This is a genomic window from Pseudaquabacterium pictum (assembly GCF_005403045.1).
GTDB lineage: Bacteria > Pseudomonadota > Gammaproteobacteria > Burkholderiales > Burkholderiaceae_C > Pseudaquabacterium > Pseudaquabacterium pictum.
Map to the genome: position 1 here is coordinate 114,160 of NZ_BJCL01000014.1, position 23,972 is coordinate 138,131.

Annotated in this window: 22 protein-coding genes; 9 read left to right on the forward strand and 13 right to left on the reverse strand. The window is 74.0% G+C overall.

Annotated elements, in window-relative coordinates:
• Positions 1-4 precede the first annotated feature (4 nt).
• The gene (trhA, locus tag FFT10_RS21565) at positions 5-637 is read right to left on the reverse strand and encodes a PAQR family membrane homeostasis protein TrhA (protein WP_137734941.1); all 633 of its coding nucleotides are present in this window, start codon (positions 635-637) and stop codon (positions 5-7) included.
• A gap of 195 nt (positions 638-832) precedes the next feature.
• Between trhA and FFT10_RS21570 the strand changes: the two genes are divergently transcribed.
• From FFT10_RS21570 to FFT10_RS21595, 6 genes are all read left to right on the forward strand, one after another.
• Positions 833-3,097, forward strand: coding sequence for a TonB-dependent receptor plug domain-containing protein (locus FFT10_RS21570; RefSeq protein ID WP_162520877.1), 2,265 nt, complete (start codon positions 833-835; stop codon positions 3,095-3,097).
• Between the two features lie 8 nt (positions 3,098-3,105).
• On the forward strand, positions 3,106-3,813 hold the full coding sequence (locus tag FFT10_RS21575) for an ankyrin repeat domain-containing protein (RefSeq protein ID WP_373282563.1): 708 nt from the start codon (positions 3,106-3,108) through the stop codon (positions 3,811-3,813).
• 157 nt (positions 3,814-3,970) lie between these two features.
• Positions 3,971-6,085, forward strand: a complete 2,115-nt coding sequence (locus FFT10_RS21580; RefSeq protein WP_228027228.1) for a TonB-dependent siderophore receptor — start codon at positions 3,971-3,973, stop codon at positions 6,083-6,085.
• Between the two features lies 1 nt (position 6,086).
• Complete coding sequence (locus FFT10_RS21585; RefSeq protein ID WP_137734943.1) at positions 6,087-6,812, forward strand: ABC transporter ATP-binding protein; 726 nt, start codon at positions 6,087-6,089, stop codon at positions 6,810-6,812.
• Positions 6,809-8,245, forward strand: coding sequence for a DUF3526 domain-containing protein (locus FFT10_RS21590; protein ID WP_137734944.1), 1,437 nt, complete (start codon positions 6,809-6,811; stop codon positions 8,243-8,245). Before FFT10_RS21585 ends, FFT10_RS21590 begins: the two co-directional genes overlap by 4 nt.
• Positions 8,242-9,516: a DUF3526 domain-containing protein gene (locus FFT10_RS21595; protein WP_228027229.1), complete on the forward strand. Its 1,275-nt coding sequence runs from the start codon at positions 8,242-8,244 to the stop codon at positions 9,514-9,516. Before FFT10_RS21590 ends, FFT10_RS21595 begins: the two co-directional genes overlap by 4 nt.
• A gap of 1 nt (position 9,517) precedes the next feature.
• On the opposite strand, the gene FFT10_RS21600 is transcribed toward FFT10_RS21595, so the two are convergent.
• Positions 9,518-10,042: an Mpo1 family 2-hydroxy fatty acid dioxygenase gene (locus tag FFT10_RS21600; protein WP_137734945.1), complete on the reverse strand. Its 525-nt coding sequence runs from the start codon at positions 10,040-10,042 to the stop codon at positions 9,518-9,520.
• A 115-nt stretch (positions 10,043-10,157) separates the two neighbouring features.
• On the opposite strand from FFT10_RS21600, the gene FFT10_RS21605 reads away from it, so the two are divergent.
• On the forward strand, positions 10,158-10,865 hold the full coding sequence (locus FFT10_RS21605; RefSeq protein WP_137734946.1) for a Crp/Fnr family transcriptional regulator: 708 nt from the start codon (positions 10,158-10,160) through the stop codon (positions 10,863-10,865).
• A gap of 15 nt (positions 10,866-10,880) precedes the next feature.
• Here the strand turns inward: FFT10_RS21605 and FFT10_RS21610 are convergent, their stop codons facing one another.
• The 6 genes from FFT10_RS21610 to FFT10_RS21635 all read right to left on the reverse strand — a co-directional run bounded on the left by FFT10_RS21610 (position 10,881) and on the right by FFT10_RS21635 (position 17,166).
• On the reverse strand, positions 10,881-11,513 hold the full coding sequence (locus FFT10_RS21610; protein ID WP_162520878.1) for a DUF2894 domain-containing protein: 633 nt from the start codon (positions 11,511-11,513) through the stop codon (positions 10,881-10,883).
• Entirely contained in the window at positions 11,506-12,159 is a 654-nt protein-coding gene (locus FFT10_RS21615; protein ID WP_137734948.1) for an OmpA family protein, read from the reverse strand. Before FFT10_RS21615 ends, FFT10_RS21610 begins: the two co-directional genes overlap by 8 nt.
• An 8-nt stretch (positions 12,160-12,167) precedes the next feature.
• On the reverse strand, positions 12,168-14,264 hold the full coding sequence (locus FFT10_RS21620; RefSeq protein ID WP_137734949.1) for a hypothetical protein: 2,097 nt from the start codon (positions 14,262-14,264) through the stop codon (positions 12,168-12,170).
• On the reverse strand, positions 14,261-14,971 hold the full coding sequence (locus FFT10_RS21625) for a DUF3348 family protein (protein ID WP_137734950.1): 711 nt from the start codon (positions 14,969-14,971) through the stop codon (positions 14,261-14,263). The genes FFT10_RS21620 and FFT10_RS21625 overlap by 4 nt, the downstream gene beginning before the upstream one ends.
• 61 nt (positions 14,972-15,032) lie before the next feature.
• Positions 15,033-16,124, reverse strand: a complete 1,092-nt coding sequence (locus FFT10_RS21630) for an alpha/beta fold hydrolase (protein ID WP_162520880.1) — start codon at positions 16,122-16,124, stop codon at positions 15,033-15,035.
• Between the two features lie 88 nt (positions 16,125-16,212).
• Positions 16,213-17,166, reverse strand: coding sequence for an NmrA family NAD(P)-binding protein (locus FFT10_RS21635; protein ID WP_228027231.1), 954 nt, complete (start codon positions 17,164-17,166; stop codon positions 16,213-16,215).
• 100 nt (positions 17,167-17,266) lie between these two features.
• Here FFT10_RS21635 and FFT10_RS21640 point away from each other — a divergent pair, with 100 nt between their 5' ends.
• Entirely contained in the window at positions 17,267-18,211 is a 945-nt protein-coding gene (locus FFT10_RS21640) for a LysR family transcriptional regulator (protein WP_137734953.1), read from the forward strand.
• A 47-nt stretch (positions 18,212-18,258) separates the two neighbouring features.
• A complete protein-coding gene (locus tag FFT10_RS21645) occupies positions 18,259-18,627 on the forward strand; it encodes a carboxymuconolactone decarboxylase family protein (RefSeq protein ID WP_137734954.1) in 369 nt (122 codons plus the stop codon).
• Positions 18,628-18,646: 19 nt separating this feature from the next.
• On the opposite strand, the gene FFT10_RS21650 is transcribed toward FFT10_RS21645, so the two are convergent.
• From FFT10_RS21650 to FFT10_RS21670, 5 genes are read right to left on the reverse strand one after another with little or no spacing between them, the layout of a single operon-like run.
• On the reverse strand, positions 18,647-19,138 hold the full coding sequence (locus tag FFT10_RS21650; protein WP_228027232.1) for a DUF1499 domain-containing protein: 492 nt from the start codon (positions 19,136-19,138) through the stop codon (positions 18,647-18,649).
• The gene (locus FFT10_RS21655; protein ID WP_137734955.1) at positions 19,135-20,124 is read right to left on the reverse strand and encodes an aldo/keto reductase; all 990 of its coding nucleotides are present in this window, start codon (positions 20,122-20,124) and stop codon (positions 19,135-19,137) included. The genes FFT10_RS21650 and FFT10_RS21655 overlap by 4 nt, the downstream gene beginning before the upstream one ends.
• A 22-nt stretch (positions 20,125-20,146) precedes the next feature.
• A complete protein-coding gene (locus FFT10_RS21660; protein ID WP_137734956.1) occupies positions 20,147-20,707 on the reverse strand; it encodes a hypothetical protein in 561 nt (186 codons plus the stop codon).
• A gap of 50 nt (positions 20,708-20,757) precedes the next feature.
• Positions 20,758-22,290, reverse strand: a complete 1,533-nt coding sequence (locus FFT10_RS21665) for a VWA domain-containing protein (protein ID WP_137734957.1) — start codon at positions 22,288-22,290, stop codon at positions 20,758-20,760.
• 5 nt (positions 22,291-22,295) lie between these two features.
• Positions 22,296-23,714, reverse strand: a complete 1,419-nt coding sequence (locus FFT10_RS21670; protein WP_137734958.1) for an AAA family ATPase — start codon at positions 23,712-23,714, stop codon at positions 22,296-22,298.
• Positions 23,715-23,972 lie beyond the last annotated feature (258 nt).

Below are 23,972 nucleotides of genomic sequence, written 5' to 3' on the forward strand. Positions count from 1 at the left end.
GTGCTCAGACCAGTTCCTGCACCGCCAGGAAGTGGCAGGTGCTGCCGGTGATGACGAACAGGTGCCAGATCAGGTGGCTGTAGGGCAGGCGCCGGTCGAGCAGGAAGAACAGGCTGCCCAGCGAATAGGCCACGCCGCCGGCCACCAGCAGGCGCAGGCCGGCCGGCGGCAGCGCCGCCAGCATCGGCTGGGCCACCGCAGCCACCAGCCAGCCGTAGGCCAGGTACAGCAGGGTGGACGCCAGCCGGTGCTGCAGCCGGTTGCCCAGCTTCAGCGCCATGCCCAGCAGGGCCACGGCCCACACCGCGGCCAGCGTGCCGGTGCCTTCGCCGCGTTGCAGCGCCGCCAGCGCAAACGGCGTGAAGCTGCCGGCGATGAACAGGAAGATCACCGCATGGTCGCACTTGCGCAGCCAGCGCTTGGCCTGGCCCACCGGCGCCGCGTGGTAGACGGCCGACACCAGGTACATCAGCACCATGCTGCCCACGAACACGCCCACACCGACCTGGCGCATCGGGTGCTGGGCGGCGTCCACCTGCTGGGCCAGCGCCGGCATGGCGAACAGCGCCAGCACGCAGCCCAGCGCATGGCTGACGGCGTTGGCGCGCTCTTCCCGGCCCGTCTGGCTGAATGCCATGTCGTCTTGCATCGGCTGCCCCGGTTGCGGCGGTGCTCCGGCAGCACCGCCCCATGGCTGCATGTCGGCCGCGGCGGGGTGGCGCTGCAGGCCGCAGTTGTGCCGCAGCCATTGCAATTGCAAGCAGATGTGGCGTGGCGCCGGCACCGGGCGCGCGGCCGTGCCGCAGGCCGCACCGCACAATCGGCGCCCACGATGACTGCCGCCATTTCTTCCACCCGGGCCGTGACGGCCTGCCTGCTGCTGGCTGCCAGCCCGGCGTTGCAGGCCCAAGCGGCCGCCGCGCCGCCAGCGGCGGCTGCCTCGGCTCCAGCCGCCAACCGGCCGCAGCAGGTGGAGGTGACCGGCACCACCACGCCCGAGCGCAACGACGAACGCCGCCGCGCCACCGCCAGCCGCATCACCTACGGCCGCGAGGAGCTCGATCGCATGGGCGATGCCAGTCTGGGCGAGGTGCTCAAGCGCCTGCCGGGCGTCACCCTGGGCGGGCCGCCCGGCCGCGGCGGCCAGGTGCGCATGCGCGGCATGGGCGGCGGCTACACCCAGATCCTGATCGACGGTCAGCGCATGGCACCGGGCTTCTCGCTGGATTCCATCGCGCCGGAGCAGATCGAGAAGATCGAGATCATGCGGGCGCCGGTGGCCGAGTTCGGCACCCGCGCCATCGCCGGCACGATCAACGTGGTGATGCGCAGCGACTTCAAGCGCAAGGCCAACGAGTTCAAGGTCGGCGGTGGCGCCGACGGCAGCCGGCCCCAGGCGGGCGCCAGCTGGGCCACCAACGGCCAGGCCGACAGCCTGGGCTACAACCTGTCGGCCACGGTGTTCCAGGGCGGGCAGGACAGCGACACCACCACCAGCACCCTGGCCCGGGATGCCGGCGGCCGCACCACGCTGGACCAGCGGGTGCACAGCACCAGCGAGGGCACGCGCCGCGGCTTGTTCGCCAACGGCCGGCTGCAGTGGCGCCTGGGCCCCGGCCAGAGCCTGGACCTGCAGCCCTTCGTGAACCTGGTGCGCAGCCGCAGCGATGGCCTGTCGGTGCTGGACCAGCGGGCGGGCGACGATGTGCCCTACACCCGCGCCACCAGCCAGAGCGAGACCACGTGGCAGATGGCCCGCCTGGGCGGCGCCTGGAACACCACCACCGGCAGCGGCGGCCGGCTGCAGGTGCGCTTCGGCAGTCGGCTGTCGGAATCCACCAGCCGCAGCAACCGCTTCGAGACCGGCGGCAGCCGCGGTGCGCCCCGCCAGCGGGTGGACGACAGCGGCAACCGCGAGCTGTCGCTGGACATGAACGGCAAGTTTTCGCAGCTGATCGCCGACCGCCACAGCGCCAGCGCCGGCTGGGAGCTGGAACGCACCAGCCGCGACGACCGCCGCAGCATCGCTGTCGATGGCAAGCCGCAGGCCGCCGACTTCGGCGAGAACCTCACCGCCCAGGTGCAGCGCCTGGCGCTGTATGCCCAGGACGAATGGGAGTGGAGCAAGCAGTTCTCGTTCTACGTCGGCGCCCGCTGGGAGGCCATCGACACCCGCAGCGACGCGTTGCAGAACCGCCCGGCGGTGGCCAACCGCAGCGCGGTGTTCGCCCCGCTGGCGCACATGGTGTGGAAGTTCCCCGAATCACCGCGCGACCAGCTGCGCCTGAGCCTGACGCGCAGCTACCGCAGCCCCAACCTGAGCCAGCTGATCGCCCGGCCGAGCTGGTCCACCGACCATGAGGACCGGACCAAGCCCAACAGCGCCAGCAAGCCCGACCGGTTGGGCAACCCCGACCTGAAGCCCGAGCTGGCCTGGGGCCTGGAGCTGGGCTACGAGCACTACCTGGACGCCGGTGGCGTGCTCACCGCCAACGTCTACCTGCGCCGCATCGACGACCTGATCCGCACTGTGCGCAGCAACGCACCGCAGGTGGTGGCCTGGGCCACCGTGCCGCGCTACCTGGCGCAGCCGCAGAACGTCGGCCACGCCGACGCCGCCGGCCTGGAGCTGGAGGCCAAAGCCAGGCTGGTCGACCTGTGGGCGGAGGCGCCCGCGGCCGTGCAGGGCATCAGCCTGCGCGCCAATGCCAGCCTGATGTGGAGCCGCGTGGCCGGTGTGGCCGGCCCCGACAACCGGCTGGAGGGCCAGCCGCCGTGGACGGCCAACCTGGGCGCCGACTGGCCGGTGCGCGGCCTGCCGCTCACCGTGGGCGCCAGCTTGAACTACACCCCCGGGTTTCGGGTGCAGGAGATCGACGACCGCTTCAGCCGCCAGGGCGCCAAGCCGGTGCTCGACGTCAACGCGCTGTGGAAGCTGAACACCGATGCCAGCCTGCGCCTGACCGTCAGCAACGCCAGCGCCCGGCGCTATGACAGCGGCAGCACCATCCTGCTGGCCGATGGCAGCAGCGAGGCCACCGACAGCCGCGCCCGGACCTTCACCACCGTCAACCTGCGGGCCGAGTTCCGCTTCTGAGGCCAACCATGCCCCTGCGCCCAGCCCCACCGTTCTTGCCGGGCCTGGCCCGGGCCGCCATGCTGGCCGGCCTGCTGCTGGCCGCTGCCGCCCAGGCCCAGGTGGTGCCCAGCGCTGCCGAGCAGGCTGGCTACACCGGTGTGCTGGCGGCTGCCTGGCGCGGTGACGCGGCGGCGCTCGCCGGCACTGATGCCGCCGCCCTGCGCCAGCGCGACGGCCATGGCCGTACCGCGCTGCACATCGCCACCCATGCCCGCCAGCATGCGGCCATCCGCGCGCTGGTGCAGGCCGGCGCCGACATCGCGGCGCTGGACAACGACCGCTACGACGCGGTGACCATCGCTGCAGTGGCCGACGACGAGCCCACGCTGGCCCTGCTGCTGCAGCTGGGCGCCAGCGCCCGCCTGGTCACCAGCCGCTGGGACGGCACCGCGCTGATCGCCGCTGCCCACCTGGGCCATGACGGCGTGGTGCGCCAGCTGATCGCCGCCGGCGCACCGCTGGACCATGTCAACAACCTGCACTGGACGGCGCTGATCGAGGCCGTGGTGCTGGGCGACGGCGGCCCGCGCCACCAGCGAGCGGTGCAGGCCCTGCTGCAGGCCGGCGCCAGCACCCGGCTGGCCGACCGCGACGGCCGCACGCCGCTGCAGCTGGCGCAGGCCCGCGGCTACACCGCGATGGTGGCGGCGCTGCAGGCGGCCGGCGCGCGCTGAACCGGGCAGCGCGGCGCCCGCGCCGCGTGGGTGCCACCAGCCGATGTGCTGGCGTGTCATCGAATGCAAATGCGAAGTCGTTATCATTAGATCGCCGGATGGGTGGCGCGCGCCGCGATCCGCACCCCTTCCACGTTCGATTCGCCGAGGTTCCCCCGTGACACCCACCCAACGCGCAGCCTGGATGTTCTGCGCCACGGCCCCGCTCGCCCTGCCGGCCCTGGCCCAGGATGTGAGCCCTGCCACCGTCACCATCACCGCCACCCGCCAGGCCTACCAGGGTGACTTCCGCCGCCTGGAGACGCCGCAGGCCGAGCAGGCCATCGATGCCGAGACGCTGCGCGCCTCCGGCGCCGTCAGCCTGACCCAGGCGCTGGACCTGTCGGCCTCGGTGGCGCGGCAGAACAACTTCGGCGGGCTGTGGAACGCGTTCTCGCTGCGCGGCTTCGTCGGCGACGAGAACCTGCCCAGCAACGTCCTGGTCAACGGTTTCAACGCCGGCCGCGGCTTCGGCGGCCCGCGGGATCTGTCGGGCATCGAGACGGTCGAGGTGCTCAAGGGCCCGCGCGCCGCGCTGTACGGCCGCGGCGAGCCCGGTGGCACGGTCAACCTGGTGACCAAGCGGCCCACCTTCAAGACCGCTGGCGAGCTCCGGCTTTCAGCCGGCAGTTTCAACACCCACCGCGTCGATGCGGACTGGACGGCGCCGCTGTCGGACGCCGTGGCCGTGCGCCTGGTCGGCTTCTACGAGGATGCCGACAGCTTCCGCGACACGGTGCACACCCGCAAGCACGGCATCAGCCCGTCGCTGGCCTGGCGCATCAGCCCGCGGAGCCGGCTGGTGTACGAGCTGGAATCCAGCCACCAGGCACTGCCGTTCGACCGCGGCGTGCTCGCGGTCGACGGCCAGCTGGGCCGCATTCCGCAGAGCCGCTTCCTGGGCGAGCCGGGCGATGGCCCGGTGCAGGCCGATGTGCTGGGCCATCAGCTGGAGTTTCAGCATGACTTCAACAAGGACTGGAGCGCCCTGCTGGGCCTGACCACCCGCAAGACCTCGCTGGAAGGCTTCTCCACCGAGGCCGAGCTGGCGGCCAGCCGCCAGCGCCTGTTCGTCGACGGCCAGACGCTGACGCGCCAGCGCCGCTTCCGCGACTACGACGCCACCTACCAGGTGGTGCGCGCCGAGCTGAACGGCCGCTTTCAGCTGGGCGGACTGCAGCACCGGCTGATCGCCGGTGTCGATGCCGACCGCTTCGAGAACGACCAGGTCTTTCTGCGCGCCCGCGCCCCCACGCTGGCCAGCAACCCCACACTGGCCCGGCTGCAGGCCATCAACATCTTCCAGCCGGTCTATGGCAGCCACGCCCTGCCCACGCCCACGCCGCTGACCAACCGGCTGGAGACGCAGCGATCGGTGGGCGTGTTCCTGCAGGACCAGATCAACCTGGGTGACCGGTGGCAGTTGCGCCTGGGCGCCCGCCACGACGACTACCGCCAGACGCTGGAGGACCGCACGGCCAACCGCACCACCCGGCAGAACGAGACCCGCGTCAGCCCGCAGCTGGGCCTCGTCTACCAGGCCGGCCCGGCGCTGGCGTTCTACGCCACGGTCGGCGAGAACTTCCGCCCGCTGTCGGGGGCCGATGCGCTGGGCAATGGCTTCGAGCCCAACCAGTCGCGGGCGGTGGAGGCCGGCGCCAAGTTCTCGCTGGGCGGCGTCGATGCCACGGTGGCGGTGTTCCAGGTGCGGCAGAAGAACATGCTGGTGGCCGCCGATGCCAGCGCCGCCACGCAGCTGGCCATCGGCCAGGCCCGGAGCCAGGGGCTGGAGATCGATCTGCAGGGCGAGCTGGCCGATGGCCTGAGCCTGTGGGCGTCCTATGCCCATGTCGACGCGACCACGTCCAACAGCTTCAACGACCCCAGCTTCGGCCTGCCGGTGCCGGCCGGCACGCGGCTGCTGAACGTGCCGCAGCACACGCTGAGCCTGCAGCTGGTGCAGGACCTGCAGCTGGCCGGCCGGCGCCTGCAGGTGGGAGGCGGCCTGCTGCATGTGGGTGAGCGGCCGGGCGAGTTCACCACCCGCTTCATGCTGCCGGCCTACACCGTGGCGCGGGCCTTCGCCGCCTACGACCTGACGGCCGCCACCACGCTGCGCCTGGACATCGACAACCTGGCCAACGCCACGTACTACACCAATTCGTTTTCTGCGCTGTGGGTGCAGCCTGGGGCACCGCGCAGCCTGCGGCTGTCGGCCGCCTTCAGGTTCTGACGTGGCCGCCGAACCCCGGCTGCAGGCCGAGCAGCTGCATGTGCAGCGCGCGGGCAAGCAGGTGCTGGCCGGCATCAGCTTTGCCGTGGCCGGCGGCGAGGTCTACGGCCTGCTGGGCGGCAACGGCGCCGGCAAGTCGACGACGCTGGCCACGTTTCTCGGCTTCCTGCCGGTGGCGAGCGGGCGGGTGCGGGTCGACGGCCGCGATGTGCACGCCGACGTGGTGGCCGCACGCCGCGCGGTGGCCTACCTGCCCGAGGCCGCCGCGCTCTACCCGCACCTGGATGCGCGCGAGAACCTGCGCTACTTCGTGCAGCTGGCCGGGGTGGACAGCAGCGCCACCGCCATCGATGCCGCGCTGGACCAGGTCTCGCTGCCCGCCGAGGCCCGCAGCCGCCGGTTGCAGGGCTACTCCAAGGGCATGCGGCAGAAGGTGGCGATTGCCCTGGCCCTGCTGCGCGGCACCGGCATCCTGCTGCTCGACGAGCCCACCTCGGGCCTGGACCCGCTGGCCATCGATGAGTTTCATGCCCTGGTCCGCGGCCTGGCCGATGCCGGCAAGGCCATCCTGATGGTGACCCATGATGTCTACGGCGCCTGCCAGGTGGCCGACCGCATCGGCCTGCTGCGTGGCGGCCAGTTGGTGGCCGAGTTCGCCGCACCCGCTGGCCAGCGCATCGACACCGAGACGGTGCACCGCGCCTTCTCGGCCCGGGCTGCAGCATGAGGCAGCTGCTGCTGATCGCCGGCGCCGAGTGGCGCTGCTGGCAACGCGCGCGCCTGGCGCTGGGCGCCGGCCTGCTGCTGGCCGCGCTGCTGGTGGCCACCACCGTGGTCACCACGCTGCGCATGCAGGCCGAGGCGGCGGCGCGTGCCCGGCACCAGGCGGCGGCCGAGGCCGCCTTCCTTGCGCAGCCTGACCGCCATCCGCACCGCATGGTGCACTACGGCCACTATGTCTTCCGCACACCGCCGCCGCTGGCGCTGTTCGACCCCGGGCTGGACCCGGTGACCGGGCAGTCGGTCTTCCTGGAAGGCCACCGCCAGAACACCGCGATGTTCGCCGCCGCCAGCGCCAGTGCCGACCTGGGCGGCTTCAGCGCGCTGAGCCCGGCGCTGGTCTACCAGCTGTTCGCGCCGCTGCTGCTGCTGTTGCTGGGGCATGGCGTGGTCGTGCGCGAGCGCGAGGCCGGCACCCTGGCCACGCTGCTGGCCCAGGGCATGCACGGCCGGCTGCTGCTGGCGGGCAAGGGGCTGGCACTGCTGGCCGCGGTGCTGCTGCTGCTGCTGCCACTGGCGGTGAGCGCGTTGCTGGCCGTGCGGGCCGGTGAGGCGCCGCTGGCCGCCGCCGCGCTGGTGGCGGCCTACGGGCTGTACCTGGTGGTCTGGGGCGCACTGGCCTTGCTGGCCTCGGCCCTGCTGCGCCGCCGCGCGGCCGTGCTGGCCACGCTGGCCACGCTGTGGATTGCGCTGACCCTGGTGCTGCCGGCGCTGGCCGTGGCCCGGGCCGCCCAGGCCGCGCCGATGGCTGGCACGCTGGAGACCGATCTCGCGATGCGGGCCGACCTGCGAAGGCTGGGCGATGGCCACAACGCCAACGATCCGGCCTTTGCCCGGCTGCGCGCCGACCTGCTGGCCAAGCATGGCGTGCAGCGCGCCGAGGATCTGCCGGTCAACCTGCGCGGCGTGGTCGCCCAGGTCAGCGAGCAGCGGCTGACCGACACGCTGAACACCTACGCCAGCGCCCGCATGGCGGTCGAGACCCGCCAGGCCGCGGCGCTGGCCGCCCACGGCTGGCTGACGCCACTGCTGGCGGTGGCCGAGGCGTCACGCGCCGTGGCCGGCACCGATCTGGTCCACCACCACCGCTTCCTGCAACAGGCCGAGGCACTGCGCTATGCCTTCGTGCAGGGCCTGAACAAGGTGCATGCCGAGGCGCTGTCCTACAGCGACGACATCCGCCGCAGCAGCGATGCGCAGGCCGAGCAGCGCACCCGCGTGGCGGCCGCGCACTGGCAGCTGCTGGGCCGCTTCCAGTTCACGGCCGACGCCGCCGAACGCCGCACCGCCCAGGCTGCGCCGCAGTGGCAGATGCTGGGGCTGTGGTGCGTGCTGCTGGTGGCTGCGCTGGGGTGGGCCGGCGGCAGATTGCGGCCATGAGGGCCCATGTGGGATGGTCAGCGCTGCGGCGCGAGGCAGGTCTGCTGGCCCGCGACCGGTCGGTCTGGGCGGCCTGGCTGGTGGTGCTGTGCCTGTCGGTGCTGGCCGTGGCGGCCGGGCTGGCAGAAGTGCGGGAACAGCGCGCCACCATCAGCCGCCTGGCCGCCGCCGACCGTGCCGACCGCCAGGCGGTGCTGGCCGCACAGGGTGACTGGGGCGGTGCGGCCTACAACAGCTTCCACCTGACCGCCGATCCGCCGTCGGACTTCGCCTTCGCCGCGCTGGGCCGCCGGGATGATGCCGCCTGGAAGCACCGGGTGCGCATGCTGGCGCTGGAAGGGCAGATCCATGAACGCGACGCCGGCCACCCGGTGCTGGCGCTGACCGGCCGCTTCGATTTCGCCTTCCTGGCAGCCTACCTGCTGCCGCTGGTGCTGATCGTGCTGCTGCACGACCTGCGCGCCGCCGAGCGGGTGGCCGGCCGCCATGACCTGCTGCTGGCCACCGCCGGCCAGGCGGCGCGGCTGTGGCCGCTGCGCGCCGGGCTGCGGGCCGGCGGTGTGTGCATCGCCGCTGCGCTGCCGCTGGTGGTGGCTGGCGCGCTGAGCGGCACCGCGGCGCCGACGCTGTGGGCGGCGGTGGCCCTGCTGCTGGCCTACCTGCTGTGCTGGACGGTGGTGTGCAGCGCCGTGGCCGCCTGGCAGCAGGCGGGCGACGTGATCCTGGCCACGCTGCTGGCGCTGTGGGTGCTGGTGGCGGTGGTCATCCCGGGCGCTGGCCGCATCGCCATCGACCGCGCGGTGCCGCTGCCGGCGGGTGCCGACATCGTGATGACCCAGCGCGAGGCCGTCAACGACGCCTGGGACCTGCCCAAGGCCACCACGATGGCGGCCTTCGTCCGGCAGCATCCGCAGTGGGCCGACCATGCCCACGTCGACCGGCCGTTCACCTGGGCCTGGTACTACGCCTTCCAGCAGGTGGGCGACCAGACGGCGCAGCCGCTGTCGGCGGCCTACACCGCCGGCCGGCTGGACCGTGACCGGCGCGCCGGCGCGCTGGCCTGGCTGGCACCGCCGGTGCTGCTGCAGCGCGGCCTGCAGGCCCTGGCGCAGACCGACCTGCGCGCCGTGCTGGCCTACGAGGCCCGGGTGCGGGCCTTCCATGCCGCGCTGCGCGCCTTCTACTACCCGAAGCTGTTCCTCGGCCAGGCCTTCGACCCGGCGGCCTTCGGCGGCCTGCCGGTGTTCGGCACCGAGGTGCCAGCCGACTGACTCAGGCCCGCGCCGCGTGGCCGCCGCCGCGCACCGGGCCGCTGCGCGCCTCGATGGCCTGCTGCACCTCGGGCCGCAGCCCCAGCAGGAAGCCGGCCTCGGCCACCACGAACAGCGGGCCGATGACCAGGCCCAGCAGATCGTCGACGAAGGCCGGCTTGCGGCCCTCGTACCAGTGGCCGACGAACTGGATGATCCAGCCGACCACGAACAGCCCCACGCCGGCGCCCAGCCAGGTGGCGGTGGGCCCGGCCGCCAGCGCCTGGCCGGCGGCCACGCACAGCGCCAGCAGCGTGGCCATCACCAGCCCGAAGCGGGCATCCAGCCGCAGGTAGAACAGCCCGGCGGCCAGCGCGGCCAGCAGCGCGGGTGACACCGGCAGCCCGCCCACATCCAGTGCCGGCCGCGACAGCAGCACGGTGACGGCCAGCATGATCATCGGCACGCCGATGAAGTGGGTGGCGATGTTGCGGCGGTCGCGGTGGTAGGCGGCGTACTGGGCCAGGTGGTCGGTGAGTGTCTTCATCCGTGTCTCCGGTCTTGGTCTTGGACAGGGGCCGATGGTGCGGCGGGTGCGACCGGCTGTCTGTCGGCCAGCCGACGTTTGCCTGCCGCCGCCGTCAGCCCGACACTGCGCGCCCATGGATGCCGACGACACCGCCCGCTGGGCGCCGCTGCTGGCGCGCGGCCGCTGGTTTGCCGCCTTGCCGTCCGGCCACCGCGCCGCACTGCTGCAGGCCGGGCGGCTGCTGCGGCTGCAGGCCGGGGCCACGCTGTTCCAGCGCGGCGATGCCAATGCCGGCCTGTATGCGGTGCTGGACGGCGCGGTGCGGGTGGGCGCCAGCGACACGCCGGGCCGCGAGGCGGTGCTCAGCCTGCTGGGCCCGCCGCAGTGGTTCGGCGAGATCGCCTGCATCGACGGCGGCCCGCGCACCCACGATGCCGCCACCACCGCCCCCACCACCCTGCTGCTGGTGCCCCAGCCCGCCCTGCTGGCGCTGGCCGAGGCCGATGCATTGTGGTGGCGCCTGCTGGGCCAGCTGCTGGCCGAGAAGGTGCGTGCGCTGTTCGCCGGCCTGGACGACCTGACCCAGCTGGACGCCGCCGCCCGCGTGGCCCGCCGCCTGCTGGCCATGGCCCAGGGCCACGGCATGCTGGCGCCGGGCGTGGCCCAACGCAGCGTGGCGGTCAACCAGGCCCAGCTGGGCGCCATGCTGTCGCTGAGCCGGCAGACCGTCAGCGCCGTGCTGCGCGACTTCGAGGCCCGTGGCTGGGTGCGGCGGGGCTATGGCGCGGTGGAATTGCTGGACTGGGCGGCGCTGGCCGCCGCCGGCCAGCCGCCTGGTTGACGCCCGGTGCCCGGCTCAACCGCGCCGGGCCGGCCGCCGCCGCGCGGCGCCGTCGGGCCGCGGCGGTGGCGCGGCCGCGGCGCTGCGGTCTTCCAGCCACAGCAGCGCGTCGGCGTGGGCCAGGAAGCGCTGCAGGTAGGCCGGCGACAGCTGGCGCAGGCGCTGCAGCGTCTGCAGCATCAGCCGCTGGGAATTGAGCGGCCCGGCGTTGTCGGGCTGGCGGGCCAGTGCGCGCGCCAGCTGCTGGTCGACCCGCAGCCGCGCCCAGGTGGGACTGAAGCGCCGCACCGCCTGCAGCTCGGTGGGCGGTGCGGCCACCCCGCTGCCCAGCTGCTGCAGCAGGCCGGCCAATGGACTGGCGTCGGGGCTGGCGTGGGGGCTGGTCTGCGCAGCGGTGCTGGCGCTGGCCGCCGGTGACGCCGCTGCCGTGCCGCCGTGGCGTTGCTGCAGCGTGGCCAGCGCGCGGGCCAGGCGCAGGTCCAGCTGCTGGCGCAGCGGCCCCTGCTGCTGCGCGCTGCGGCGCTGCAGCGCGGCCACGAACTGCCAGCCCGCCGGATCACGCCGGTCGATGCCACGGGCCTGCAGCGCCTGCAGCGCGGCGGCGATGGCGTCGGGTTCCGCCGCCGTGCCGGCGGCCGCGTCAGCCACGGCGCCCGCCGTGCGCGCTGCGCGGCACCGGCGCCATCTCCACCCGGCGGTTCTGCGCCCGGCCGGCGGCATCGGCATTGCTGGCCACCGGCTGCTCGGGCCCGAATGCGGCGGCAAAGACGGCCGAGGCCGGCAGGCCGGCGTCGATCAGCGCGCGCGTCACCGTCAGCGCCCGCTGGGCCGACAGCTCCCAGTTGTCGGCGAAGGGGGCCTCCTTGCCCTTGCCCTGGCGCAGCAGCCGGTCGTCGGTGAAGCCGCTGACCATCAGCAGCTCGTCGCGCCCGGCCAGATAACCCGCCAGCGGCGCGGCCAGGCTGGCCAGCAGCTGGCGGCCTTCAGGCTGCAGCTGGTCGGACCCGTCGGCGAACAGCACGCTGCCGCTGATGCCGATGCGGCCGTTGGCCAGCGTCACCCGGCCGCCGGCCAGCGGTCCGGCCAGGGCCTGTTCCAGCGTCTGGCGTTGCTGCACCTCGGCCTCCAGCCGGCTGGCCAGCTCCAGCTGCACGCCGATCACCAGCACCAGGATCAGCACGAAGGCGCCCAGCAGGCCGGCCATCAGATCACCGAACACCGCCCACACCGGCGCCTGGCCGTCCTGGCCGGCTTCGGCCGGGTGGTCGTCGGCGTGCGCGTCCAGCGTGTCCATGGCGGTGCTCAGGCCGGCGTGGCGGCGTCGCGGCCGGCCACGCGCTGCAGGTCGTCGACGATCTGCTTCTGCGACAGCAGGCTCAGGTCGATGATCTCGCGGGCCTGGGCCACGTAGTAGGCCAGCTGCTCATCGCTGCGCGACAGGCTGCGGCCCAGCGCCGCCTCGATGCGCTGCAGCTGCGCCAGCAGTGCCTGGTTGCTGTCGCCGAACTGGGCCACCGCGGCGCCGAAGGCCTCGCCCAGGCTGGCCACCTCGATGCCGCCGGCGGCCACCTCGGTGGCGGCCCCGGCCACCTGGCTGGCGGATGCCACCACCTGGCCGGCCGATGCCACCACCTGGTCGGCCGAGGCCAGCACCTGGCCCGCAGACGCCTGCACCTCGCCGGCCGCGGCCACCACCTGGTCGGCGGTGGCGGCCATCTGGCGCGCGGTGGCCTCGGCTTGCGCCGTGTGGTGGGCGCCGGCCTGCTGCAGCAGCGCGCCGGCCTGGGCCACAAGGCTGTCGATGGCGGCGCGCTGGTCGGTGGCGGCGGCGCGGGCGGCGTCGAGCAGGCTGGTCAGCGTGGCGGTGATGCGGCTGCGCTCGTCGAGCAGCGCGTTGTCGCGCGCCAGGCTGTCGCTGAGCTGCTGGCGCAGCTGGCCCATGGCCTCGGCGGCGGCGCGCGGCGCCTCGCCAGCGGCCTGCAACAGTGCGGTGATGGCGGCCACGGTCTGCTGCGCCTGCTGCGCGGCCTGGGCCTGCATGCGCTCGGCGGTGGTCTCCAGCGTCTGGCAGATGCTGGCCTGCTGCGCCTGCGCCTGGGCGCTGGCGGCCTCGAAGGCGCCGGCCAGGCGCTGCGCCAGGCTGTCCAGCGGCTGGGCCAGCGCCGCCAGGCGGGTGGCATCGCGGGCGGCCAGGCCGTCCAGCAGTTGCTGCTGGCGCTGGTCGACGCTGTGCAGCAGGGCATCGGCCTGCGTCTGCACCGCCTGCGCCCAGGCCGTCTGGCGGGCCTGCAGGTCGTCGGCCAGGGCCTGGTGGTGGCGCTGCTGGTCGGCCAGCGTGGCCTGGTGCAGTTGCTGCTGGGCGGCCAGCGCGGCCTGGTGCTGCTGCTGCTGGGCCGCCTGGGCGGCCTGCCCGGTGGCGGCCACCTGGGCCACCGCGTCCTGCAGCCGCCGCGCCACGCCGTCGAGCTGCTGCTGCACCGTGCCGGCCACCTGGGTCTGCAGGGCCTGCGTCTCGCGGCCGATGCCGTCCAGCGTGGCCTGCACCATCGGCGCCAGCGTGGCGCTGGCCAGCCGGGCGCCGTCGGCCAGGCTGCGCTGCAGCGATTGTTCGACCGACGCCGCCAGCGTGCCGTGGGTGTCCAGCGCCTGGCGGTGGAAGGTCTCCTGCCCGGCCTGCAGCTGCGCGCCCAGGGTCTGCAGCGCCTGCAGCAGTTCGGCATGCTGCCGCGCCTGCCGGTCCCCCTGGCGCTGGGCCAGCGCAAACGGCCGCAGCGTGGTGGCGATGGCCGCGTCGAGCTGCTGCAGCGCCTGCAGCCGGGCGCGCCGGCACAGCGCCGCCACCAGGCCCAGCATGGCCGACGCGGCCACGCCGGCCACACTGGTGCCGAAGGCCAGGCCCAGGCCCTGCACCGGCGCAGTGAGCGCGGCGCGGATGGTGGGCAGATCGGTGCTGGTCTGCAGCGCGCTGGCAGCGCCCTTGAGCGTGACCACCATGCCCAGGAAGGTGCCCAGCATGCCCAGCAGCACCAGCAGGCCGACCAGGTAGGGCGCCATCGCCGGCCCGGGCAGGCCGACGCGGGCGCCGTCGATGCGCAGCCCCACCGGCTGCTGCAGCGTGGGATGCAGGGTCTGCAGCCAGGCCTGCAGCTGCGGCGTGTCGGCCGGCGGATCGGCCTGCAGCCGGTCCAGCGCTTGGCGCATGCCGGTGGTGGCGCGGTGGTCGCGCAGCAGTTCCAGCCCGCCCAGGGCATAGGCGACGGCGATCAAGGCGGTCATCGCCAGTGCCAGCGGGCTGGTGGCGGCATAACCAGCACCGATCCAGGCCAGCACGCCGGCGCCGGCGGCGAAGGCCGCCAGGCCGGTGGCCCCGGCCAGGCGGGACGGTGTGCGGGCCGTCATGCCGCCTCGCCCAGCGCTTCACCCAGCGCATCAGCCAGGCCCTGCACCGGCTGCAGCCGCAGGTCCAGCTCGGCCAGCAGCAGTTGCTGCATCGACTGGAAGAAGGCGTCGCGCCAATGGTCTGCGCCGGCTTGCTGTCCCTGCTGGAACTGCTGCTCCAGCTGTGCCACCACGCTGCTCAGGCTGTGGCGTTCGCGCTCGGCCAGGGCGGCATCCAGCGTGGCGTCCAGCGCCGCCAGGTGGGCCAGCGGGGCCGAGCGGGCCGCCAGCAGACCGCGCAGCTGCGCGCGCAGCGGCGCGATGGCGGCCGCCATGCCGCGCTGGCGGGCCTGGGCGGCGCGGCGGATGTCGCCCAGGTCGGCGCTGGCGCGCTGGTCGGGCTGGAACACCGGGTCTTGCAGGATGGCGCGGCTGCAGTCGGCACGCACCCGCGCCAGCGCGGTGCTGGCCCGCTGGGCAGCGTGCGCGGCCGGCACCGGGTGGGCGGGCGGGGGCGGCACCTGGTTCAGCGTCTGCGACAGCGCGATGGCGTCGGTCCAGTCCAGCCACTGGCCCAGGCGCTCACCGACGCTGGCTTGGGGCCTGGCCACGCCGGGCAGCGCGCCGGTGTCGTCCAGCGCCGCCAGCAGCCGCACCAGCGGCGGGCTGTGCAAGGGCACACGCGCCGGCGCCGTTGCCTGGGTTGCCCGCTCTGTCACCGCCGTCACCGCCCGTCAAAAAGGGGCGGAGTCTACCGCAGGGCCCCCCGCCAACCCGCCGCGCCGCGGCTCAGCGACCGGCCTGGCGCAGGAAGTCCAGCGCCCGGCCCAGGGCCTGGCCGCGCAGGGCGTCGCGCTCGATCAGCATCTCGTGCTGGGCGCCCTCCACCACCACCGGCGCGCCATCCGGCCCGCCGCAGCCGGCGCCGGGCCGGGCGGCCGCCAGCCGCTGGCAGAACTGCCGGGCGCCGTGGTTCAGCACGATCTGGTCCTGCCCGGCCACCAGCACCAGCACCGGCGTGGTGACCAGCGCGGCATCGGTGCGCGCGGCATGGGCGGCATCGCAGCTGCGGGCGATCCAGCCCCAGGTCGGGCTGCCCAGCCGGGCGGCGGGGGCGGCGCTGTCCTGGTCCAGCACCCGCTGGCTGCGCACCGGGCTGCCGGTGTAGATGTTGCCCTGCACCGGGAAGGGCGTGTACGGCTTGCCGCCCCAGTGCCAGCTGGCGCCCGCGCCGAACAGCACCGCGCCGTGCGCCAGGTGGCAGCTGAGGACTTCGGCCGAGAAGCCCGGCACCAGGCCGACGATCTCCAGCATCGGCGACGACAGCACGGCCGCCTGCACCTGCGCCACCGCCGGCCGGCCCGACTGCAGCCAGCGTGCGGTGATGGCACCGCCCATCGAATGCGCCAGCAGCACCCGCCGTGCATGGCCGCCGGCCAGCATTCCGCGCTGCAGCACCGCGTCCAGGTCGGCCACGTAGTCGTCGAAGCGGTCGACATGGCCTTTCTGCGGCTGGTCGCGCACGGCCGGCTCACGCTCGGACAGGCCCTGGCCGCGGTGGTCGTGGATGTAGACGCTCCAGCCGTTGCGGTAGAGGTCGTGCACCACCTCCTTGTACTTCAGCATCGACTCGGTGCGGCCCGAGACGATGGTGATGGCGCCTTGTTCAGTCGCCCGGTCGGGCTGCAGGAAACGGCGCACCGCCAGGTTCAAGCCGCCCTGCCCGGTGATGGAAGTGGCCGCGCCGCGCGCGCTCCAGAAGGCCTCGATGGCTGCCGGCACGGTGGTGCCCTGCAGCTCGGCCTCGGTGGTGAGCAGCGGCGCCTGGGCCCAGCTGCCGACCGTGCTGACCAGCGCCAGGCTGGCCAGGCCCCGGGCCATCCACCGGGCTGCTGCGCCCGCTTGCCATGCCTGCATCCCGTCCTCCGTCGTTGTGGCCGGTGCAGTCTGCCACGGCGGTGCAGCGGCCTCAGGCCAGCGCAGGCAGGCCGGGCGGCTGCGGCAGGCCGGCCAGGCACTGGCGCACCACGCTGTCCAGCGGCGTCTGCGGCAGGTCGCCGCCCAGCAGGGCGCGCAGCCGGGTGCCGTCCAGCTGGTGCGGACGCTGCCACAGGTGGCGCATCTCCACCAGCGCCCGGCCCATCGGCCAGAACGGCGCGGCCAGGCGCAGCAGCGGCCAGGGGAAGCGGCGCGCCCGGAGCGGCCGGCCCAGCGCCGCCTCGAAAGCCCGCTGCAGCTGGGCGCCGGTCAGCGTCAGCCCCGGCACATGCAGCACCGCATGTGGCGGCAGGCTGGCGCGCCGCTCGGCCACTGCGACGAAGGTCTGCGCCAGGTCGGGCAGCCAGGCCCAGGCATGGGGCAGGTCGGCCGGGCCCATGTGGGTGAAACGGCCGCGGGCCAGGTCCTTGGCCATGGCCAGGTCGATCCAGGTGCCGGCGTCGCCGAGGAAGTCGCCCGCCCGCAGCACGATGCTGCGCACGCCGCTGGCCGCTGCCTCGGCCAGCGCGGCCTCCAGCGCGATGCGCTGGGCCGCCTTCGGATGGTTGGCGACAAAGGGTGTGTCCTCGGTCAGCACCGCCGGCAGCTGGTGGCCGAAGTTGTAGACATTGCCCGGCAGCATCAGCGTGGCGCCGGTCGCGCGGGCCACCGCCAGCACCGCGGCGGTCTGCGGCGGCAGCAGCGTGGCCCAGCGGGTGTAGTCGGGGTTCAGCGCATGCACGATCACCTGCGCGCCCTGGCCGGCGGCGGTCAGCGCGGGCACGTCCAGCGCATCGCACTGCACCAGCTGCACGCCGGCGGGCAGCGCGGCCCGCGGTGCGCGGCGCAGCTGCGCACGCACCTGCCAGCCGGCGGCGGCAAAGGCCAGCACCGCAGCCCGCCCGAGGCGGCCATTGGCACCCAGCACCAGCACGGTCTTGGTCATGTTCGGCTCCTGAAGTTGAAACGGCATGGCGCCATGGTGCGCGGCGACGCCATCCATGTGAAGATGGATGGCTGCATATAAACCATTCAGGATTGAATGCATGCCTGGTGCCTTCGACCCTGCCACGCTGGACTGGAACCTGCTGCGCGCGCTGGGCGCGGTGCTGGACCAGGGCTCGTTCACCCAGGCCGCCGCCCGGCTGGGCACCAGCCAGCCCACGCTGAGCCGGCAGATCGCCGCGCTGGAGGCCCAGCTGGGCACGCCGCTGTTCGAGCGTGGCGCCCGCCGGCTGCAGCCCACACCGGCGGCGCTGGCCCTGGCCGAGCCAGCGCAGCGCATGCTGGCCGCGGCCCAGGCCTGCGCGCTGGCTGCCGACGCCGTGGGCAGCGCTGCCGACGACCTGGCCGGCACGGTGCGGCTGACCGCCAGCGAGGTGGTCAGCGCCGAGGTGCTGCCCGGCCTGCTGGCCGACCTGGCGCAGCGCCATCCGCAGATCCAGATCGAGCTGGTGCCCGGCGACACCTTGAGCAACCTGCTCGAACGCGAGGCCGACATCGCGGTGCGCATGGTGCGGCCGACCCAGGGCACGCTGATCACCCGCCACATCGCCGACTGGCCGCTGGGCTTCTATGTCCACCGCCGGCTGGTTGATGCCCACGGCCTGCCCACCCCGGCCACGCTGGCGCAGCACCGCTGGGTGGGCATGGACCAGTCGACCCAGATGCTGGACGGCTTCCGCGCCGCCGGCCATGCGGTGGACCGGCGCTTCTTCGCCTTCCGCTGCGACAGCCAGCCGGTCGGTCTGGCGATGGTGCGCGCCGGCGTGGGCATCGGCGTGGTGATGGCGCCGCTGGCCCGGCGCCTGCCCGACCTGGTGCCGGTGCTGCCCGAGCTGCAGCTGCCGGTGCTGCCGGTGTGGCTGACGGCCCACCGCGCACTGCGCGCCAGCCGCCGGCTGCAGGTGGTCTTCCAGCACCTGGCCGCCGGGCTGGCCGCCTGGGGCGCCGCCTCGCCGGCTTGCGCGCGGTCAAGCGGCAGCGGGTGAACGGTTGTCCAATGGTGGTGATCACCACCCCGCCGAAGGAGACCCCGATGTCCGCCACCGACAGCTACCGCGACCTGACCCGCACCGTGTCGCAGAACATGGCCAGCCTGCGCACCAGCACACCGGGCGTGATGAAGGCCTTCGGCGAGCTGGGCCGCGCCGCCACCGCACCCGGCGCGCTGGACAGCAAGACCAAGGAGCTGATCGCCCTCGCCCTGGGCGTGGCGGCCCGCTGCGATGCCTGCATCGGTTTCCACACCCAGGCGCTGGTCAAGCTGGGCGCCACCCGGCAGGAAGTGGACGAGACACTGGGCGTGGCCACCTACATGGGCGGCGGACCGTCGCTGATGTACGCCGCCAACGCGGTTGCGGCCTTCGACGAAGCCCAGCGCGCGGCGTCCGGCACCGCCACCTGAGCCGACCTGCGCCGCCGACTCAGCGTGGACCGAGGGCCGTGCGGATGCGCTCGATGCGCGCCCGGTTCGCGCCCAGGTCGCTGGCGCCCAGCCGCGAGGCCGAGCGCACCTGGATGGCCTTGCTGGCCGGATCGGCCCAGAACTCGGCATCGTCGACGTAGCCCATCCAGCGGGTGGTGAAGCGCACGTAGAGGTAGTCGTCGCGCTGCGTCACCACCGCGGCGCCGGGCATGGCCTCGACCACGGCGCGCAGCCGGGTGATGGCCTCGGCCGGCGTGCCGCGCAGCGGCAGCGGCGCGATCATCGCGCTGCGCTGCATCGGGTGGCCGTCCCACAGCCTGGCCTGGCTGGACACGCTGTTGTCGGTCATCGACGGCGCCTTCAGCCGCCCCACCGTCACGCCCAGGTCGGTGGGCGGGCTGCCGGCCAGCAGGCCGGCCTGGCCGGCCCCCAGGGCCACCACCACCAGCCCCAGGACCACCGTGCCGGCCATGCGCCACCGCCCGCTCATGCCGTGGCGCCGGCTTCGGCGCTGGCGGTGTTCAGGGTGGCGATGTCGGCGGCCGACAGGGCCAGCCGGGCGGCGCCGGCCAGCTCGGCCCACTGCGCCGTGCTGGTGGCGCTGACGATGGGCGCGGTGAGCCCCGGCCGGGCGATCTGCCAGGCCAGCGCCACCTGGGCCGGCGTGCTGCCACGGGCCTGGGCCACCGCATCCAGCGCGGCCAGCACCGCGTGGCCGCGGTCGGTCAGGTAGCCCTTGACGCCGCCGCCGCGTGGGCTCTTGGTGAGATCGGCCGCGCTGCGGTACTTGCCGCTGAGGAAGCCCTTGGCCAGGCCGTAGAAGTTGATCACGCCCAGGCCCTCGGCCCGGCACAGCGGCTCCAGCGCGGCCTCGTACACCGCGCGGTCCATCAGGTTGTAGTGCGGCTGCAGCGTCTCGTAGCGCGGCAGGCCCAGGCGGGCGCTGGTGGCCAGGGCCTCGGCCAGGCGCGGCGCGCTGTAGTTCGACGCGCCGATGGCCCGCACCTTGCCCTCGGCGATCAGCTCGGCGAAGGTGGCCAGGGTCTCGTCCAGCGGCGTGGCGCCGTCGTCGTCATGGCTCTGGTACAGGTCGATGCGGTCGGTCTGCAGCCGGCGCAGGGAATCGTGCACCGCCGTGCGGATCCAGGCGCGGCTGAGGTTGCAGGTGCGGCCTTCGGCGGCGCCGGGCATGGTCGGCATGGGCTTGCCCACCTTGGTGGCGATCAGCACCTTCTCGCGCTTGCCCGGGTTGGCGGCCAGCCACTGGCCGATCAGCGTCTCCGATTCACCGCCGGTGTGGCCGGGCACCCAGCGTGAGTAGACATCGGCGGTGTCGATCAGGTTGAAGCCGCTGTCGACGAAGGCGTCGAGCAGGGCGAAGCTGGTGGCGGCGTCGGCTGTCCAGCCGAAGACATTGCCGCCGAAGGCCAGCGGGGCGGTGGTCAGGCCGGAGCGGCCGAGGGGGCGTTGCTGCATGGTGGTGTCTTTCACAACGGCATCAATCGATGGTGAGGCGCGGGAACCAACGGGCGCCGGCGGGGATGTCGTCGCGCAGCGCGCGTCGGAAGGGCGGCACGCCGGGCCGGTCAGGCGGCGCGCTGATGCGGTTCAGGTCCACCGCCTGCGGCCGGCCTTCCAGCCCGGTGGCGGTGGGCGTGAGCTGGTAGTAGACGCCATTCCACAGCTTGGCGCCGAACTCCGACGGCGTCTTGAACATGAACAGCAGGCTGTGCTCCAGCCAGGCCAGGTCGCCCAGCGCCACCGTGCCGGGCTGCGGGTAGGGGTAGGGCACGTGGCAGAACACCTCGGCGGGGGCTTCCACGCACTTGAACTCCTTCATCGACAGGAAGAAGTCCTTGAATGCCGCGTGATCCAGCTGCAGCTGGAAGGTGCTGCGGCCGTCGGCCTGCGGCGTGAATTGCACCTGGCCCAGCACCACCGCCGTGCCATCGCGGGCATGCAGGCGCAGCGTGGGGCTGCCTTGCAGTGGCTGCGCAGTGACCGTGCCGGCCACCAGGGTGGCCAGGGCGATGGCGGGCAGGATGCGCGGCACGGACATGCCGACACGGTGGCATGCCCGCCCGCCCGGCGCCATCGGCATCCGCCCTGTCACCCCGGCTTGTGCCGCGCCGCCCGCGCCGACAGCGCGTTCGGAAAGTACAGCGCCGTCAGGCTCTTGCTGTGCACCGGGCTGAAGCTGCCCGCGCCGCGGCCGGCGGCCGGGCCGTGGCGGCGCCAGTCGCGCACCCAGAAGATGTCGTCGGCCACTTCCATCAGGCCCATGGTCTCGCGGTCGCCCACCAGCACGCCCTGCACCCGCAGGCCCAGCTGCGCGCGCGCGGTGTCCAGCGCGTCCAGCATGGCGCGGGTGCAGCCAAATTCGCCGTCGCTGACGATCAGCAGGTCGGCGCTCGCCCAGCGGGCCTGGTGCACGCGGTCGATGGCCCGCGCGATCGGCGCCTGCAGGTCGGTGCCGCCGTCGAAGCCCTGGCCCATCAGGTCGAGCAGGCCGGCCAGGCCGTGGCCCGCCGCACCCTGGCGCGCGCGGCCGCCGGCCAGTTCCCGCTCGACGATCTCGTCGGGCCCGCCGAAGCTGATCAGCAGGCAGCCACGCTGCTCGGCATGGGCGGTGCGCACCGCCTGCAGCACCACCGCCTTGGCGATGGTCTCGGGCGCGCCGCGCATCGAGCCCGAGGTGTCCAGGCAGACGATGATCGGCCCGCGCTCCAGCGCCTCGGGCTGTGGCGGCGCCAGCGCCTGGCGCGGCGGCGCCTGCGGGTCGGGCCGCCAGTCGGTCAGCACCGCGCTGCTGTCGTAGGCGAGCAGGCGCGCCTCAGCACGGCGGGCGCGCCACAGCTTGCGGCCCACCGGGTGGCGCAGCAGTGCGGCCTCGCTGCCCAGCATGCCGTCCAGCCGGTCGGAGAACCGGATGCCGCGCAGCGCGCCAGGCAGGCCGGGCAGCTCGGTCTGCACCGGCTTCAGGCCCTGGGGCGGCGCCTGCGGCAGATCGGCCACGCGGGGCGGCAGGGCCTGCGGCCGGGCGGCGCGCTCGGCGCGGCCCAGGCGGCGAATCAGCACGGCCAGCTCGGGCAGCTGCTTCAGCGCGTCGCTGATGCGCTGGGCCTCGGCCCATTCACGCCGGGCCAGCTGGCCGCGCACATGGTCCCAGCGCAGGCTGGTCTGGTCGCCCAGGCCCTGCAGCAGGGCCAGCACCGCGTCCCAGTCGCCCTGGATCAGCGTCCATTCGGCGCTGAACTCGGTGGTGACCTGGGCGATGGCCTCGGCGCGGGTCAGCACCGGCTGCAGGTCGGCCAGGCGGTCCAGGTGCCACAGCAGGGTGCGCAGCAGCTGCTCGCTCATCATCTCGGCGCCGAAGCAGGTGGCGGCCAGGCCCAGCCGGCCGGCGGCCTCGCGCAGCGCGGCGGTGGCGTCGGGGCAGCCGAAGTCGGCATCGGGTGGCGGCAGCGTGCCCTCGGCCAGGGCCAGGCGCCAGCGCTGCAGGTCGGCCAGGCGCTGGGCGCTGGGGTCGGCCTGCAGGTCGTCGGCCGGGCCGGCGCTGCACACCAGGGCCGGCAGCCACAGCGTGCGCGGCAGCGGCGCCAGCCGGTCGTAGGGCTGCTCCAGCGGCGACGCGGTGTCCACGGTGGTCAGGCCGCCAGGGCGACGGGCGGTGGCACCTGGGCCGGCAGGCGGTCGTCCACCGGGTGGCTGGCGAAGCCGGCGCGCGTGGCGGCCAGCCGGGCAATGAAGCCGGCCAGCGTGGCCAGGGTCTGCTGGTGGGCGCCCAGCCAGCCGGCGGCCAGGCCGGGCGGCAGCCACAGGCGGTGCGCCACTTGGGCGGCCAAGGCATCGTGGGCGGCCTGCACGGTGGCGCGGGCCGCGTCGGCGCGGGCGGCCACGGCGTCCACCTGGGCCAGGCGCGCGGCCACGTGCACGGGGCTGAAGTGGCGGCGCTGGCGCGCCTCCAGCGTGGCCGAGACGATGCGCTGCATGCCGCCGCCGGCTTCGCCACCATCCTGCGCGCCCAGGCTGCGGGCCAGGGCCAGCTTGCCGGCATCGTCATCCGCGCTGCCACCCTCCTGGGCAGGCAGGCGCTGCTCGATCTCCAGCTGCTTCTCGAAAGCAGTGACGGCATGGTCCAGCCAGGGCAGCGGCTGGGCCTCGGCCTGCAGCAGGCTGTGGCTGACCCAGGCGGCCAATGCGGCCAGGCTGTCGTCGCTGTCGCCCACCACGCAGGGCGCCAGCCACAGGTCCAGCGCATCGAGCGTGGCGCGACCCTCGGTGGCGGCGGCGCAGCGCATCAGTGCCACCAGCTGGCGCCAGCGGCGGTCGGACACCGCCAGGCCCAGGCGGGCCACCTCGGCGCGCAGGGCGGTCAGCGCGGCCAGGGCCTCGTCGCCCAGGGTGACGGTGGCCTGGGCGGCACGCACGGCCGCGCGATCATCGGGCGTGATCGGGTCGGGCAGGGCGGCGGGCGTGGCGTTGTCCAACTGCAGCAGCGCGGCAAAGGCGGCATCGCCCACCGGCGCCACCGGCACGCGCAGCAGGAAGCGGTCGTGGAAGGCCTGCAGCGATTCATCGCCCGGGCGTTCGTTGCTGGCGCCCACCAGGCTGATCAGCGGTGTGGGCAGGCGGCCGGCGCCGTTGTCGAATTCACGCTCGTTCAGCAGCGTCAGCAGCGCGTTCAAGATGGCCGAGTTGGCCTTGAACACCTCGTCGAGGAAGGCGATGCCGGCGGTGGGCAGGTAGCCGTCGATCAGCCGCTCGTAGCGGTCGTCTTCCAGCGCCTTCAGCGACAGCGGGCCGAACAGTTCTTCCGGGGTGGAGAAGCGGGTGAGCAGCCGCTCGAAGTACCGTGCACCGCCGAAGGCCCGGTGCAGCCGCCGCGCCAGCGCGCTCTTGGCCGTGCCGGGTGGGCCGATCAGCAGCACATGCTCGCCCGCCAGCGCGGCCAGCAGCAACAGCCGTGTGGCCGTCTCGCGTTCGAGCAGGCCGTGTTCGAGGGCCTGCAGATGGGCCTGCAGGCGAGGGCGCAGGGTGTCCAGGAGGTGGGGCGTGCCGGGCATGGGTGGATTGTGGCAATTGCAGCGGTGCGACTGGTTGGGGCTCTTGGCGGTCGTTTGATTTGAGCGATCGCGCCGGCTCGGGTGGGCCTGTTTTGCTCCATGTCCCCCGTCCTACACGCCGCAAGCGGCGAATAGGACTCCTCCTAGTATTGTTTTCACCGCTCCCGTCGCGCTGAAGGGAGCCCGTCCGACAGACCCCGATTTCCTCTTTGGGCCAGCAAGCCCGGGGTTAAGACTGGGGCGTCGTTCGGTTTCGAC